14 protein-coding genes and 1 riboswitch are annotated in these 16,500 nt (G+C 47.8%); of the genes, 12 read left to right on the top strand and 2 right to left on the bottom strand.

Annotation, left to right across the window (positions count from 1 at the left end; all coding sequences use genetic code 11):
* Positions 1-127 precede the first annotated feature (127 nt).
* From rfbA to DW720_RS11435, 9 genes are all read left to right on the top strand, one after another.
* Positions 128-1,021, top strand: a complete 894-nt coding sequence (gene rfbA, locus DW720_RS11475) for a glucose-1-phosphate thymidylyltransferase RfbA (RefSeq protein WP_022360600.1) — start codon at positions 128-130, stop codon at positions 1,019-1,021.
* Positions 1,022-1,035: 14 nt separating this feature from the next.
* A complete protein-coding gene (gene rfbB, locus DW720_RS11470) occupies positions 1,036-2,058 on the top strand; it encodes a dTDP-glucose 4,6-dehydratase (protein WP_118293369.1) in 1,023 nt (340 codons plus the stop codon).
* On the top strand, positions 2,058-2,912 hold the full coding sequence (gene rfbD, locus DW720_RS11465) for a dTDP-4-dehydrorhamnose reductase (protein WP_118749674.1): 855 nt from the start codon (positions 2,058-2,060) through the stop codon (positions 2,910-2,912). The genes rfbB and rfbD overlap by 1 nt, the downstream gene beginning before the upstream one ends.
* Before the next feature lie 179 nt (positions 2,913-3,091).
* Positions 3,092-4,444, top strand: coding sequence for a phosphoglucosamine mutase (glmM, locus tag DW720_RS11460; protein WP_107001396.1), 1,353 nt, complete (start codon positions 3,092-3,094; stop codon positions 4,442-4,444).
* 3 nt (positions 4,445-4,447) lie between these two features.
* On the top strand, positions 4,448-4,951 hold the full coding sequence (gene greA, locus DW720_RS11455; protein WP_022360596.1) for a transcription elongation factor GreA: 504 nt from the start codon (positions 4,448-4,450) through the stop codon (positions 4,949-4,951).
* A 29-nt stretch (positions 4,952-4,980) separates the two neighbouring features.
* Positions 4,981-5,493, top strand: coding sequence for a nitroreductase family protein (locus DW720_RS11450; RefSeq protein ID WP_117796070.1), 513 nt, complete (start codon positions 4,981-4,983; stop codon positions 5,491-5,493).
* 360 nt (positions 5,494-5,853) lie between these two features.
* Positions 5,854-6,999 carry an SEC-C metal-binding domain-containing protein gene (locus DW720_RS11445; RefSeq protein ID WP_182436547.1) on the top strand — a complete coding sequence of 382 codons (1,146 nt, stop codon included), beginning with the start codon at positions 5,854-5,856 and terminating at the stop codon, positions 6,997-6,999.
* A gap of 21 nt (positions 7,000-7,020) precedes the next feature.
* The gene (locus DW720_RS11440) at positions 7,021-8,313 is read left to right on the top strand and encodes a 2-hydroxycarboxylate transporter family protein (RefSeq protein WP_118749673.1); all 1,293 of its coding nucleotides are present in this window, start codon (positions 7,021-7,023) and stop codon (positions 8,311-8,313) included.
* A gap of 97 nt (positions 8,314-8,410) precedes the next feature.
* The gene (locus tag DW720_RS11435) at positions 8,411-9,493 is read left to right on the top strand and encodes an ethanolamine utilization protein EutH (RefSeq protein ID WP_118749672.1); all 1,083 of its coding nucleotides are present in this window, start codon (positions 8,411-8,413) and stop codon (positions 9,491-9,493) included.
* Between the two features lie 195 nt (positions 9,494-9,688).
* Here the strand turns inward: DW720_RS11435 and hypD are convergent, their stop codons facing one another.
* The gene (gene hypD, locus DW720_RS11430; RefSeq protein ID WP_022360334.1) at positions 9,689-12,136 is read right to left on the bottom strand and encodes a trans-4-hydroxy-L-proline dehydratase; all 2,448 of its coding nucleotides are present in this window, start codon (positions 12,134-12,136) and stop codon (positions 9,689-9,691) included.
* Between the two features lie 5 nt (positions 12,137-12,141).
* Positions 12,142-13,062, bottom strand: coding sequence for a trans-4-hydroxy-L-proline dehydratase activase (locus DW720_RS11425; protein WP_118749671.1), 921 nt, complete (start codon positions 13,060-13,062; stop codon positions 12,142-12,144).
* 586 nt (positions 13,063-13,648) lie between these two features.
* Positions 13,649-13,770, top strand: a riboswitch (molybdenum cofactor riboswitch).
* 127 nt (positions 13,771-13,897) lie between these two features.
* Here DW720_RS11425 and DW720_RS11420 point away from each other — a divergent pair.
* From DW720_RS11420 to DW720_RS11410, 3 genes are all read left to right on the top strand, one after another.
* On the top strand, positions 13,898-14,818 hold the full coding sequence (locus tag DW720_RS11420; protein ID WP_022360332.1) for a substrate-binding domain-containing protein: 921 nt from the start codon (positions 13,898-13,900) through the stop codon (positions 14,816-14,818).
* 209 nt (positions 14,819-15,027) lie between these two features.
* On the top strand, positions 15,028-15,711 hold the full coding sequence (locus DW720_RS11415) for an ABC transporter permease (RefSeq protein ID WP_022360331.1): 684 nt from the start codon (positions 15,028-15,030) through the stop codon (positions 15,709-15,711).
* Positions 15,698-16,408: an ABC transporter ATP-binding protein gene (locus DW720_RS11410; RefSeq protein WP_118629304.1), complete on the top strand. Its 711-nt coding sequence runs from the start codon at positions 15,698-15,700 to the stop codon at positions 16,406-16,408. Before DW720_RS11415 ends, DW720_RS11410 begins: the two co-directional genes overlap by 14 nt.
* Positions 16,409-16,500 lie beyond the last annotated feature (92 nt).

The raw sequence follows: 16,500 nt of genomic DNA, 5'->3' as shown, positions 1-16,500 counted from the left end.
CAAGAAAGAAGTGCAAAGCAAATAAATTTGCAAGCAGCAGGCAAATGTGGTATATTACTTATAGTGATGAGATCTGCCTTTTTTTAGAAAAGAGGCGTGAAAATAAAACATATGAGGAGAACAAGATATGAAGGGTATCGTTTTAGCAGGCGGTTCAGGCACACGCCTTTACCCGCTGACACGCGTAACTTCCAAACAGCTGCTTCCGATTTATGACAAACCGATGATTTACTATCCGATCTCCGTTCTGATGAATGCGGGAATCCGGGATATTCTGATTATTTCGACACCGGATGACACACCGCGTTTTAAGGAATTGTTGGGCGATGGACATCAGTTTGGTTTACATTTAAGCTATGCCGTGCAGCCAAGTCCGGATGGACTGGCACAGGCATTTATCATCGGCGAGGAGTTCATCGGGGATGATTCCGTAGCGATGATTCTGGGGGACAATATTTTCCAGGGTCAGGGACTTGTGAAACGCCTGCGTGCTGCCTCTGCCAAGAAAGAGGGCGCGACTGTATTCGGCTACTATGTCGATGATCCGGAGCGCTTCGGTATCGTAGAATTTGACGATCAGGGCAAGGCGATCTCCATCGAGGAGAAGCCGGAGAAACCGAAGTCCAATTACTGTGTAACGGGTCTGTATTTCTATGACAACCGGGTAGTAGAGTATGCGAAACAGTTAAAACCGTCTGCCAGAGGCGAGCTTGAGATCACCGATTTGAACCGCATCTATCTGGAAAATGGCGATCTGGATGTCATTCTTCTGGGACAGGGCTTTACCTGGCTCGATACCGGTACACATGAGTCCTTAGTTGAGGCAACCAATTTCGTTAAGACAGTAGAGACCCACCAGCATCGCAAGATCGCGTGCCTGGAGGAGATTGCGTACTTAAATGGCTGGATCAGCAAGGAAGAAGTGCTGGAGGCATACGAGGTATACAAGAAAAACCAGTATGGCAAATATCTGAAAGACGTACTGGATGGGAAATATGTTGATAAAATACATCAGAATTAAAAGGAGTTAAAACAATGAAGATTATCGTGACAGGCGGAGCCGGATTCATCGGCGGAAACTTCGTACACCATATGGTAAATAAATACCCGGAGTATCAGATCATCAATCTGGATCTTCTGACCTATGCGGGCAACTTAGAGACACTGAAACCGGTAGAGGATAAGCCGAATTACAAGTTTGTACACGGCGATATCGCAGACCGCGACTTTGTATTCAAGCTGTTTGAAGAGGAAAAACCAGATGTCGTTGTAAACTTTGCAGCGGAGAGCCACGTAGACCGTTCCATCACGGACCCGGAGGCGTTTGTCCGTACCAACGTCATGGGAACGACCACCCTGCTGGATGCGTGCCGCACCTATGGAATCAAACGTTATCATCAGGTATCGACCGATGAGGTATACGGCGATCTGCCGTTAGACCGCCCGGATCTCTTCTTCACGGAGACAACCCCGCTTCATACCTCCAGCCCATACTCTTCTTCCAAGGCGAGTGCGGATCTGTTTGTACTGGCATACCATAGAACCTACGGACTTCCGGTGACCGTATCCCGCTGCTCCAACAACTACGGTCCATATCATTTTCCAGAGAAGCTGATTCCGCTGATGATCAGCCGTGCGCTGGCAGACGAGGAACTTCCGGTATACGGCGACGGCGCGAACGTCCGCGACTGGTTGCACGTATCCGATCATTGTGAGGCGATCGATCTGATTCTCCACAAGGGGCGCGTCGGTGAGATTTACAACATCGGCGGACACAATGAGAGGACCAACCTGGAGGTTGTCAAAACCATCCTGAAAGCGCTGGACAAGCCGGAAAGCCTGATCCGTTACGTCAAGGATCGTCCGGGTCATGACCGCCGTTATGCGATCGATCCGACCAAGATCGAGACGGAGCTTGGCTGGAAGCCGAAATACAATTTTGACACCGGCATTCGTCAGACGATCGACTGGTATCTGAACAATCAGGACTGGTGGAAACACATTTTAAGCGGTGAGTACAGCCAGTACTTCGAAAAAATGTATGGAGATAGATTATAATGAGAGTATTAGTGACAGGCGTTAAAGGCCAGCTTGGCTATGACGTGATGAATGAGCTGAAAAAACAGGGTCTTACTGGCATCGGTGTGGATGTCGATGAGATGGATATTACCGATGCAGAGGCATGCCGCCGCGTGATCACCGAGGCAAAGCCGGATGCAGTGATCCACTGCGCTGCATATACTGCAGTAGACGCAGCGGAACAGAACATGGAACTCTGCCGTAAAGTCAATGCAGATGGAACGAGAAATATCGCTGAGGTCTGCAAAAGTCTGGACATCAAAATGATGTACATCAGCACCGATTATGTATTCAACGGTCAGGGTACCCGCCCGTGGGAGCCGGATGACCACCGGGAACCACTCAACGCCTACGGTCAGTCGAAGTATGAGGGCGAGCTGGCAGTCGAGGAGCTGGTAAAGAAGTTTTTCATCGTCCGTATCGCGTGGGTATTTGGCGTGAACGGCAAGAACTTCATCAAGACGATGCTGCGCGTTGGCAAAGAGCGCGGGGCAGTCAGTGTTGTGGATGATCAGATCGGTTCCCCGACTTACACATACGATCTGGCGCGTCTGCTGGTTGATATGATTCAGAGTGACAAATATGGTCGTTACCATGCGACGAATGAGGGACTTTGCAGCTGGTATGAATTTGCAGTTGAGATCTTTAAACAGGCGGGCATGGACGTCAAGGTGACGCCGGTCAGCACTGCCGAGTATACAGCTGCTTATCCGGGTCAGGCAAAACGCCCGATGAACAGCCGGATCAGCAAAGAAAAACTTTCGGACAACGGATTTGAGCGCCTTCCGTCCTGGCAGGATGCGGTAGGTCGCTATCTGAAAGAAATTCAGTAAAAAATGTGCAATCAGACATAGAAAGCAGCAGCGGCAGAAAGTGTGAAGCGCCGTTGGCTGCAGGATTTTCTTCAGGTTGGAATCAAAATCGTAGAAGGTCATGTATGTTAGTGGGGTATTTCCATAAATGTACATGACCTTTGGACTCTGTATTTGATGATGTAGGAGGAACTCTCAAAATGGGTAAATATTTTGGAACAGACGGATTCCGCGGCGAGGCAAATGTGACGCTGACCGTGGAGGACGCCTATAAAGTAGGTCGTTTCCTGGGCTGGTACTATGGACAGAAGACGAAAGCAGATCGCTGCCGGGTCGTGATCGGCAAGGATACGAGACGCAGCAGCTATATGTTTGAATATTCGCTGGTATCGGGACTGACCGCTTCCGGCGCAGATGTCTATCTGCTTCACGTGACAACCACTCCGAGTGTATCGTATGTTGTACGCACAGAGGAGTTTGACTGCGGTATCATGATCTCCGCAAGCCACAATCCATACTATGACAACGGAATCAAGGTCATCAACGGACGCGGCGAGAAACTGGAGGAGGAGACGATCGAGAAGATTGAGTCGTATCTGGATGGCGAGATGGGCGAGATTCCATTTGCCAAGCGCGATGCAATCGGACGCACCGTTGACTATGCGGCGGGACGCAACCGCTATATCGGTTATCTGATTTCCCTTGCAACACGGTCTTTCAAAAATATGCGGGTAGGTCTGGACTGTGCAAACGGAAGCGCTTCCGCGATTGCGAAAAACGTATTCGATGCACTGGGCGCGGAGACGCACGTCATCAACAACACGCCGGACGGTCTGAATATCAATACAAATTGCGGTTCCACCCACATCGAGGGACTGCAGAAATACGTGGTTGAAAATCATCTGGACGTTGGATTCGCTTATGATGGAGATGCGGACCGCTGCCTGGCAGTGGACAGTGAAGGCAAGCTGGTGGATGGCGACAAGATCCTCTATGTATGCGGAAAATACATGAAAGAACAGGGCACGCTGGTCAACAATACGGTTGTCACCACGGTTATGTCAAACTTCGGTCTTTACAAGGCATTTGAGCGCGAGGGCATTTCCTATGAGAAGACGGCGGTTGGTGATAAGTATGTCTATGAAAATATGTCCCAGAACGGTCACTGCTTGGGAGGCGAGCAGTCGGGCCATATCATTTTCAGCAAGCACGCGACGACCGGAGATGGCATTTTAACATCATTAAAGCTGATGGAAGTGATTCTGGAGAAGAAAGAGACACTTGCAAAGCTGGCTGATGAGGTGCAGATTTATCCGCAGGTTCTGAAAAATGTCAGAGTCAAGGATAAAGAGGCGGCGCAGGCAGACCGCGACGTGCAGGCGGAGGTTCAGAAGGTATCGGATGCGTTGGGCGATACCGGTCGAATCTTAGTTCGTCCGAGTGGTACGGAGCCGCTGATCCGCGTGATGGTCGAGGCACCGACGGATGAAATCTGCGGAAAATATGTAGCACAGGTTGTAGAAATGATAGAAAAAAAGGGACTGGCAGAGTAAGACATGAGAGAGCAGCTGACAGAAAGTGATGTAAAGAAGATTCAGGAAGAGATCGACCATCGGAAGCTGGTGGTCCGCAAAGAGGCGATCGAGGCGGTCAAGGAGGCGCGCGCACAGGGTGACTTGAGCGAAAACTTTGAATATTATGCTGCTAAGAAGGATAAGAACCGGAATGAAAGCCGTATTCGCTATCTGGAAAATATGCTGAAGCACGCTAAGATCGTATCGGAAGAATCCCGCCCGGATGAGGTCGGAATGAATGATACGGTTACCCTGTATTTTGAGGATGACGACGAGGAAGAAGTATACCGTCTGGTAACGAGCATCCGGGGCAATTCCCTGGAAAACCGGATCAGCATCGAGTCGCCGCTCGGAAAAGCGATCGAAGGACACCATGTGGGTGACCAGGTGGAAGTGAAGGTCAACGATAAGAGCAGCTATGTGGTAGAGATCCGGAAGATCGAGAAAACGGGAGAAGAGGATTCGGATCGGATTCGTAGTTATTAGTTGCAATACAAAGGAGAGTTTTGATTACTATGAAATTTGAAGAATTATGCGATGCACGTTATTCACTTCGTAAATTTGACAGCCGCCCGGTTGAGGCGGAAAAATTACAGAAAGTGCTGGAGGCAGGACGCAAAGCCCCGACGGCACATAACTTACAGCCACAGCGCTTTTTCGTGATGCAGAGTGAGGAGGCTCTGGCGAAAGCGGATGCATGTACGGCGTGTCATTTTCATTCGCCGGTTGTGATTGTAGCAGCCTATGATCCAGAGATTTCCTGGAAAAGGGAAGAGGACGGGAAAAACCATGGAGAGATCGATGTGACATTGGCGGTTTCCCAGATGATGTTGCAGGCAGCAGAACTGGGACTGGGAACAACGTATGTTGGTATGTTTAATCCAGAAAAATTGCTGGAGCAGTTCCCAGAGATGAAGGGCTTACAGCCGACGGCCTATCTGCCGCTTGGATATCCGGCAGAGACAGCTCATCCGTCCAGGCTGCATGCAGATCGCAAGCCGCTAGAAGAGCTGGCGGTATTTCTGTAAAATATAGACAATCCGTAACTGTTCAGTACCTTCACAGTCACGCGCAAAAATCCATTAAAAATTGCCTGCGGCAATGGGATTTTTTCCTGCTGGCCCATGTTTTCGTACGGTCAGCGCAGTAAATGCGCAGACCTACTGAACAGTTACGATAATCCTTTATTTACCATAATCCTTAATCGATACAGTCTGTTTTCTGAGAAGCTTGGAGACAGGCTGTATTTTTGTGTAATGCCAATGATGCGCACTCGCGCGAAGCAGAAATATGTAACGATATATCTTGCAATCCATGTGCATTTAAAAGTATAATAAAAAAATATGAAGAGAAGCATGAAACGATGTAAGATGAGAAAAGGAAATGGTATGTTATTAAGAGAATATTTAAAAGAATGGACCAAAGAAGACTTATTAAACGAAGCAAGAAGCTACGAGTTAAAGAACTGTTCCCGGCTTAAAAAGGATGACCTGATTGACCGAATTGTAGAATATTTAACGACGGAAGAGGCACTCCGGGGCAGACTTTCATGCCTGACGAAAGAGCAGATGGTGCTTTTCCGCAAAGCCTGTACCGAGCCACAGAAAATTTCTGCAGAAGAGATTATGGATGGAATGCAGTTATATAAATACGTACTTGGAAGTTTTGAGGAAGTGAGTGACTGCTTTACTGTCTTTGAAGAGATTGCACAGGGTTTTAGCGGGATTGACGATGAGGCATTCCGGGCGGTTCAGAGCAAAAAAGGCTGGCTGATGAAGTGTATCAGCTTCTTTATCGATTATTATGAGATTGCGCCGCTGGAAATTTTGTATGAACTGTACAAATTGAAGGTGAAAGGCACGATCGAAAAAATGATCGGGATGCTGGAGGAAATGCCGGAGGACATCACAGAATCCTGCATTTTCCCGATGGAGAAACTGGGAATGCAGGACCTGCCGAAAGAGAATCCGCTTTATTCCGAGAGGGGCTTGTATGTACATCTTCCAGTTTTTGAGGGGGATGGACTCACTGCTTTGTTGAAACAGCAGCAGAATAAAAAATTCTATATTCCGTCTGCACAGCAGTTGGATGAAATCTGTCAGAAAGGGTATGAGGCAGGGGTACTGGCTTATAAGGAGCTGGAGTCCTATTTCATAAAAAAATTGGATGTGTCGTATGAGAAAGCGGCTAGATGGTGCTTTGAGACGTGGACCAGCAGCTATGAAGGAAAATCACCGGCAGAACTGATGAATAAGATGCATGAAGAAGGGATTGTCTTCCAGAGCGAGCAGCAGATGGGCGAATTTTTAAGACTTCTCATGGATGCGTTCAACAATACGAGAACAAAAGAAAACCGCGGAAATAAACCGTGGGAATTAAGTGAGAGAGGTATGATCGGCGGCATGCCGGCGATGGTGCCGGAAATGTCCCAGCCAGCACCGGTAACCGCGAAAAAGGTGGAGAAGATTTATCCGAATGATCCGTGTCCTTGCGGATCTGGGAAGAAATATAAGAAGTGTTGTGGAAGAAATTAATACTCAGAGGTGAAATGAAAAATGCAGCAAGAGAGGAAAGAAATATCTGGCAAAGCTAATACGATCGCTGGTTTTTCCATCCCTCTGTATCTAGGCATCTTGGCGCTGGTGGTGGTCTGTATGTATATGGACTGTCTTCCGGCAGGCTTGGTCGGCGGCATGATTGCGCTGATGGTGCTGGGCGAGGGACTCAATTTTTTAGGAAATCATACACCGGTTGTGAAAACGTACCTGGGCGGCTCGGTCATCTGTATTCTGGGGGCGGCGGTCATCCAGGCGCTGGGGCTGATTCCGGAGCAGACGCATGAGATCCTGGACAATTTTGTCAACAAAGAAGGATTTCTGGTCTTCTATATCTCAGCGCTGATCACAGGAAGTCTTTTCAATATCGACCGCGGGCTTCTGATCCGCGCAACAGTGAAACTGCTTCCGACAGCTGTCATATCGCTGGCAGTCGGCGTGATACTTTCAGGTCTGCTCGGTATGGTGATGGGGGATAGTTTTCTGGAAGGCATCCTGTATATCGGTATTCCGATGACGAGCGGCGGCATGACGGCGGGAGCAGTGCCTCTGTCGGCAATGTATTCGTCGGTTCTGGGGACGGACGCCGGACAGATCCTGACGCGGATCGCACCGGCGACGGTGCTGGGAAATTGTGTGGCGATCATTTTTGGCGGTTTAGCCAATAATATCGGCGAGCGAAAGCCATCCCTGACCGGAAATGGCTGCCTTGTCAATGACGGTCACGAAGTGAAGAAACAGCCTCCGATGAAACCGACCTTCGCACTCTTATGTACGGGGCTTTTTATTTCAATGGCATTTTATGAACTGGGGGCGCTCTGCCATCATTTTATTTCGATTGTACCGACGTATGCGTGGATGATTGTAGCAGTTGTGATTGTGAAGGGAACGGGAATCCTTTCAGAGCGGCTGGAGGACGCGGCGAGAGAGTGGGGACAGTTCGCGATCCACAGCTGGACAGCGGCGGCGCTGACCGGAATCGGGGCGACGCTGATTGATTTAAAGACGATTTTACACACGATCACTCCGTTTTATCTGCTCAGTGTCGTGCTGATTGTCGGGGCGATCACACTGACCGCCGGACTGATCGGCATCAAGATGGGATTTTATCCGTTGGAATCATCGATCGCAGCGGGGATGTGTACGACGAACATGGGCGGTTCCGGAAATGTGGCGGTGCTCAGCAGTTCAAAACGGATGGAACTGCTTCCATTTGCACAGATTGTGACGCGTTCCTGCGGAGCACTGATGCTGACGATCGGGGGCGTGCTGATACAGCTGCTGGTGAGGTAAAAAAGAATTGTGACTGACAGAGAAATGTGCCTGATAGAGGGAAAATAAGTGAAAACAGGGGAATAGAGAAATAGGGAAAAGCTGGGAGGTAGGGCTTATGAACATATTCATTGCGATCATGCTTGTATTTGCGGCAGCCGGGCTTTTGGATGAGATACTGGGAGGAAAGCTGGGGCTGATGCCGAACTTTGAAAAGGGGCTTGCCACGATGGGCGGTCTGGCGATGTCCACGGTTGGATTTTATGCGATCGGAGTTACATATGTGCAGACGCACGCGGAAGCGATTGCGGAGGCGGCAAAGCATATGCCATTTGATCCGGCGCTCATTCCAAGCTGCCTTCTGGCGCCGGATATGGGGGCGCTTGGCATGGCACAGAAGCTGGCGGCGACACCGGCGCTGGCGGCATTTACCGGTGCGATGGTAGCAGGCAGTCTGGGAATGACGGTCGGATACCAGCTGCCGGTCTTTCTGGCAGCTGTTCGAAAAGATGAAATAGGAGAGCTGATGCGAGGATTCATCTTCGGTCTGATTGCCATACCGTCTGGTCTGGCGGTCGGAGGTCTGATGCTGGGTCTGCCTGTCCGTCAGCTCTTTTTTAATATGATCCCGGTGCTGGTGCTGTGCATGGTGCTGATTGCGGCATTTGTGCTGGTTCCGGCGCTGACGATGAAGATCATGATTTTCCTCGGAAATGCGATCCGTATTTTTAGTTTTCTCCTGTTTGGTGTGGCGGTCTTCGGAATTTTTATGCCGAAGTATGCGGTTGTCGAGGATGCCTTGATTGAGGAAATGCTTTTTATGGTACTCCGCATGGTCATCGCAGCGTGCGGCGGTCTGGTGCTGTCGCAGGTGGCGTTAAAACGTCTCCAAAAGCCGATCCAGCGTATTGGGGCGATCCTGGGTATCAATGAGGAGGCAGTTGTCGGACTGTTCCTTTCCTTTATACAGAGCCTTGCGATGCTGCCATTGTTTTCCAAGATGGATAAGCGCGGAAAAGTATTAAATGCCGCTTTCTCTGTGGCTGGTGCCTATGTGGTAGGCGGTCAGATGACCTTCGTAGCCTCCCTGATACCGGGAAACTGGGTAACAGCCTATATGATCAGCAAGGTGCTGTCAGGCGGACTGGCAGTTGCCCTGGCGGTTATTTGTCTGAGAAGGTCAAAAATGTTAGCAGAGTAGAGCTGGACAGGAAGTACAGTAAGGAATCGGATATTGCGATAAGAATGGGAAGATAGATAGAAAAAGAAAGAAATAAGAAAGCCCCGGCAGTTTCGCTGCCGGGGCTTTCCGCCCTTTTAGGGCTATATCATTTTCATAGAAGGCATTAATAGGTTACAATGAAGACTTTTAGAGTTGTCAAACGGTTGCGAGCAATTAACAGCAGCCACAGCCTCCAAAGCTCTGCTCGGTTCTCTCAATGATCTCGTTCTGAAGCGGTTTATCCAGGTTACGGAAGTAGTCACTGTATCCGGCTACGCGGACGATCAGCTCTTTGTATTCCTCCGGGTTCTTCTGAGCTTCAATCAGAGTCTGGCGGTCGATAACGTTGAACTGCATATGATGTCCGTTCATAGCGAAGTAGGAACGAATCAGAGCAGCCAGGTTGTCAATACCCTTCTCGCCTGCGATAGCAGCCGGAGTAAACTTCTGGTTCAGCAGAGTACCGCCGGTCTCACAGTGATTCATCTTGGAGCAGGATTTAACAACTGCGGTCGGTCCGTTGATATCAGCGCCTTTTTCTGGGGAAATACCCTCAGACAGCGGGATATGTGCCAGACGTCCGTTCGGGCTTGCGATCATAACATCACCGAAGTATACGTGGCAGGTGGTCGGAAGCATATCTACATGATATACACCGCCTCTGGTGGTAGGTCTGCCGGTGATATAATCTTTGTACTCGTTGAATACGCTTACCATGATGTCATCTGCATAATCATCATCGTTGCCGTATTTCGGAGTCTTATTCTTAACCAGGTTCAGGATATCCTCATGACCCTTGAAGTCGTCATTCATAGCGTCGATGAGTTCTTTCATGGTAAACTTCTGATTGTCAAATACGTTGAACTTGATAGAGGAAAGTGCATCGGAAATGGTTCCGATACCAACACCCTGGATATAGCTTGTGTTGTATCTTGCACCGCCTGCGTTGTAGTCTTTACCTTTCTTGATACAGTCATCGGTACAGATGGAAAGGAACGGAGCCGGCATCATTTCTGCGTAAATTCTCTCGATAACCAGGTTGCCGCGCATCTTAACATCAATGATGTACTCAAGCTGTGTCTTGAATGCGTTCCACAGTTCGTCGTAGGATTTGAAGTCTTCTGCCTTGCCGGTGTGCGGTCCGATCTGTTTTTTGAACATTACATCGTAGCCATCATACAGAGCGAGCTGTAAGCACTTCGGGATGTTTAAGTAACCGGTCAGCCAGTAAGCCTCGGTTCCCCAGGCACCTGTCTCAACACATCCGGAGCATCCAGCGTTTCTTGCATCTACCAGAGATTTGCCCTGATTTACCAGCTCCTGAATCAGCTCATCGGTATTGTAAAATGCCGGCTGGCCCCAGCCCTGACGAGCGATCTCGCAAGCTCTCTTTAAGAACTTATCCGGAGTAACTTTGGAAATCTGTACGTTGGAGTTCGGCTGGTTCTGTCTCATATCTTCCATACAGTCAAGGATTAAGTAAGAAACAGCGTTAACTGCATCAGTACCATCTTCCTTCACACCGCCGGAGTTGATGTTTGCGAAGTCTACGTATGTACCGGACTCTTTTAAGGTTACGCCAACCTTAACCGGAGCCGGAGAGTTGAACAGTTTAACCCAGAGGCACTCAAGAAGCTCAAGAGCTCTTGTATCATCCAGAGTACCTGCAGCGGTATCTTTCTCATAGAACGGAATCAGATGCTGATCCAGACGACCCGGTGTAAATGCATCCCACGGGTTTAACTCGGTTGTAACACCAAGGTGTGTAAACCAGTACATCTGAAGTGCCTGCCAGTAGGTCTCCGGTTTGTGCTCCGGAACAACGGCACAGTTAGCTGCGATCTGCTCGAGCTCTGCTTTTCTGACCGGATCCTTCTCCTCAGCAGCTTTCTCAAGAGCCAGATCGTGATATCTCTTACCTAAGATAATGATAGCATCGCAGCAGATATCCATAGCGCGAAGTTCCTGCTCTTTGTCATAAGCTTCCGGATCATTGAAGTAGTCAAGCTCTTTGATAGCCTGCTCGATCTCTTTCTTGTAGTCGCCGTAGCCCTTGATGTAGAAGTTCTTGCCGCCGGCTGTATGACCCGGTCCACGCTGCTCCATGAACTCGGTGAACATACCAACCTCATAGCAGTCTCTCCATTCCTGGGTCATAGCTTTTAAGAGATGCTCTCTGACTGCACGGTTCTTCCAGTACGGAATGATCTCTTCTTCCTGAAGCTTCAGATCGTCTTCGGTAACGGTGAAGTTAACCAGTTTACGATCATTCATAATGTGCATATCTTCGATGGTATGACAGCACAGCTCCGGGAAAGTCGGTGAACACTGCGGGTCTTTACCCTTCTCACCAACTAACAGCTCATCATCGCCTAAGTAAAGAGTTTTCTTGGAGAAGTACTCTTTCAGAACGAGAGCTCTTAAAACCGGTACAGATACGGAACCTTCGTACTCTTTGTAAACATCGGTTTCAATTTTAGCTCTTTCCAGATCCAGATGCGGCTGGGTAGAATGGCTGAGTCTTCTCAGTCTTTTAATTCTTTCGGTACATCCGCGGTCGTTGTCTTTTAACAGACCTTCTGGTGTGTTGATTACGAATGAAGTATCAATTTTCTCTGCCATTTAAATCATCCTCCTATATTGACTTTGTTGAATCCCTGTTCTTCGAACATGGACTTAAAGTGTTCCATAAGCTCGGACACCGGTACGCTCATCTCATCATCATGGTACTCCATGTCGAGGCTGGCGTATTTACCCTTTCCGATGTCATGATAAGGTAAAAGGTTTACCTGACGTGCGTGAATATTGTTTTCTTTCAGGAAATGGATGACACTTTCAATGTGTTCATCGGTTGCGTTGACCTGTTGGATAATCGGAAGCCGGATATAAAGACCTGCGCCGTCATCACTTAATTTCTTTAAGTTCTCTAGAATCAGTGAATTGTCAACGCCAATATATTTCTTGTGGTCTTCCGGATCCATCACTTTGATGTCGTAGAGAAAAACATCTACATAAGGAAGAATCCGCTTCAGATTCTCATAGTCTGTGTAGCCGCTGGTGTCGATGAAAACGCTGACACCGTTCTCGTGGAGCTTGCGACAGACCTCTTCCACATAGTCCATATGCTGGGATGCCATAACCTCGCCACCGGAGAGTGTCACACCGCCGCCGGACTGCTCATAGAAGATTTTGTCCTTCATCGCTTCCTTGACGAGTGCATCTACCGTGTATTCCTTACCGGCTAACTCCCGGGCCTCTGTGATGCACCAGTCGGTACAGACGCCGCAGGCGGTACACTTGGAACGGTCAAATACAATCTTGCCGTCTACGATGGAATTGGCTCCCTGTTTACATTTTGCAACACATCGACCACAGGCGGTACATTTGTGATGATGAAAAATCAGTTCCTTATAATAATGCTGACTCTCCGGGTTGTGGCACCACATACAGCGTAAGGGACATCCCTTGAAGAAAATCGTGGTGCGGACACCATCGCCGTCGTGCGTTGAAAATTTCTGGATGTTAAATATGTAAGGAGTTTCTGCCATCCTTTCCCCCTCCTTTGCAAAAACTAGACTGTGTTCTAGTTCTGAGTCTATAATACTACAACCAACTCAAGAATACAAGAGTAAATTGAAAAAAATGTATTAATTTAATTTTTAACAGACGAATCTGAAAAATAATCATCCGATCACGCTGAAACAAGCGGAATGCGGAATGACTATAAAAGAAAATTAATATAACATATAAGATATCATAGAAAAAGGGGGCTTACAATCGGCAAAAGTGAGGATATTATGCATGAAAAGAAAGTGAAAATTGTAGAAAAGATAGAATGGTTTGAATATTCATAATATATAAAACAAAAACAAAAAATTAAGCACAGTTAAAAGAGTATCGCACAAATATGAAAAGGGAAAATCAAGATAGAAGTGAAAAAAGACTAAAAATCTGGAATAACAGTAGAAAAGAGCAGTAGAAAACAAAAACAAAATGAATACGAAGTTTGAAAAAAATGAAATAATTTCGCTTATGTGAAAGTTGCCCGGTTGACAAGAAGAATTTTGCCATGTTATAGTAAAAAAGTATAAAGATGTTTCGGGAAGTATCAGAAGAACCCGGACAGCAGAAGCCAGGAAAACTATATTTCGAGCTGAAAAACCTAACACAGTATATTGTCAGGGTTTACAGCCAATGGGTATCAGGGGAAACTCGGATGCCTCCCGCATTTGGAAAGAAATGCATTGGAAAGAGAAGTAGGACCTGCTGCTTATTAGGAAGAAAGGCAGCTGGTAAAAGGCGGCGCATCCTCTGCCAGAGTCTCGTTCCGATGAAATGTTTTTCAGCGTATTCTTAAACAAAAGAAGGGAGAAGAACAATTTTATGAAGAAGACAAACAGAATCATTGCATTAGCAATGGCGGCTATGACAGCATTGTCTATGACAGCCTGCTCTGGAAGTGCAAAAGAGACGACGGAGGCGGAAAGCGCCGCAGAGACAACCGCAGAGGCTGCTGAGGAAAGCAGTGCAGAGGAGACCAAGGAAGCATCCGGAGAGACGCTTCTGATGGCAACGACGACCAGTACCGATAATACGGGTCTTCTGGATTACTTAAAGCCAATCTTTTTAGAGGATACGGGTATTGACTTACAGTGGACGGCAGTGGGAACCGGTGATGCGATTCAGAAAGCAAAAGATGGTGAAGTCGATGTGATACTGGTTCATTCCAAAGCAAAAGAAGAAGAATTCGTGGAGAGCGGCTACGGTGTAGAGCGCTTCCAGGTTATGTATAATGATTTCGTGATCGTAGGACCGAAGGATGGTCCGATTGCAAAGACGGATGATATCAACGCTGCATTTAAACAGATCATGGACGAGCAACTGACATTTGTGTCCCGTGGAGACAACTCTGGTACCCATAACAAGGAGACCGGAATCTGGGAGAAGCTGGGAATTACAGATTATGAGAGCAATCCAAACTATGTATCGGCAGGCGCTGGAATGGCTGATACACTGGCGATGGCAGATGAAAAAGGCGGCTACTGCCTGTCTGACCGTGGTACCTGGCTTGCCAAGAAGGCAGATTTCCCGGATATGGATATTGTATGTGAAGGTAGCAAGGAACTTTTAAACCAGTACGGCGTTATCGCAGTAAATCCGGAGAAATATCCGGATGTCAACAACGAGGCGGCGAATACGTTTATCAAGTGGATCTGTTCTCCGGAAATCCAGACGCTGATCGGTGAATACGGCGTAAAGGAGTACGGCGAGCCGTTATTCTTCCCGAATGCAGAGCAGAAATAGAATACTGCCGGATGATATGCGGCAGTGCAGGGATTAGCGTATTTAAACGAATAAAGCAGGCAGTTGAACCTTGCAGAATTTATAATGTATAAACAGGAAACCGGAGAAGGGAGGATGCACTTTTTCCGGTTTTCTGTCATTAAGAATTGAGAAAATGAGAACGCCTGCAGAACATAAGGTGTTTCAGTGGATATGCTGGGAGAAAAAATATGGGAAACCTGTTTTCAAAATTTTTTGGTACGGTCGGAGTGATAGATTCTATCCGGGTAACGCTGGTGATGTCTTTCTGGTCAACCTTGATTGCGTCCATGCTTGGAATTTTTCTGGGACTTGTGCTGGAGCAGACGAAATTTCCAGGAAAAAAGCTGGTAGTCCGCGTGAACCGGACCTTGATGGGAGCACCTCCGGTCGTCATCGGACTGCTTACATATATGCTTTTGAGAAAAAAAGGTCCGTTTGGGGCGCTTCGATGGGTATTTACGATCAAAGGAATGGTGGCAGCCCAGGTTCTGATCATCACTCCGATCGTCTGTGGAATGGTATATTCATATGCGGTCCGCACGGCGCCTTCGATCCGGGCGTTTGCCAGGACGATGGGAGCTGACCGGCATCAGACCGCGCGGCTTCTGCTGCGTGAAATGAAAAATGAAATTTATTTTGCGGTTGTGTCTGGATATGGGCGTTCCATCAGTGAGGTCGGGGCGGTCTTTCTGGTAGGTGGAAATATAAAAAACAGCACCCGGACAATGACAACTGCGATTTCAACCCTGAAAGGTGCAGGCGATTATTATGAAGGGGTATTTTTGGGAGTGATCCTGATGCTTCTGGCATTTGCGGTACAGACATTGGCAGAACATTTCAGACAGGAGGAGACACCGGATGAAAATCTCTAAGCTGCAAAAGAAGATAGGTCAGTTTACGCTTCAAATCGAGGAACTGTATCTGGAGAGCGGGAAGGTCCATGGTCTGATAGGAACCAATGGCTGCGGAAAAACAACTCTTTCCAAGCTGATACAGGGGATATTGGTTCCGGATGGTGGGAGGATTGATTACGAGGGACTGACACCCCGGGATATCACGATGACAACACAGAGACCGTATCTTTTGCATGATACGGTGTATCAGAACCTGATCTATCCGCTGAAAATACGGGGAATCCGCCCAGATGAGGCGAAGATGGATGCCTGGCTGGAACGATGTGGGCTTTTGCAGAAAAAAAATCAGTATGCTCGTTCCCTGAGCAGCGGAGAACAGCAGAAATTATCATTTATCAGGGCGCTGGTATTTGACCCCGCGTTTGTGATTGTTGATGAAACGCTTTCCAACCTGGATCCTGATAGTACAGAATTGTTTGAACAGCTGATGCGGGAGCAGCAGACGAAAAATAAGATGACATGGCTGCTAATCAGCCATCAGCTGGTGCATGTCCGCAAGATTTGTGACCAGGTACATTTTATGGAGCAGGGAAATGTTCTGGTGTCCGGAACACCGGAAGAAATCCTTCTTCACCCGTCGCATCCGTCCATCCGCCGATATCTGGCAGATACGGAGGTTTCATATCGTGAAAATGAAAAAAATTCAGAAATATGAATATAAAAGCGAGATGATTGCGCTGAACATGAAAAAAGTGGGAAGAGTTTTGCTTGGGATGATTGACACAGTTTGTGAAAATGTGGTATAAT

It is taken from the genome of Clostridium sp. AM27-28, assembly GCF_003480955.1.
GTDB lineage: Bacteria > Bacillota > Clostridia > Lachnospirales > Lachnospiraceae > Otoolea > Otoolea fessa.
The sequence above is the reverse complement of the archived record's forward strand: the minus strand, read 5'-3'. Positions and strand labels throughout refer to the sequence as shown.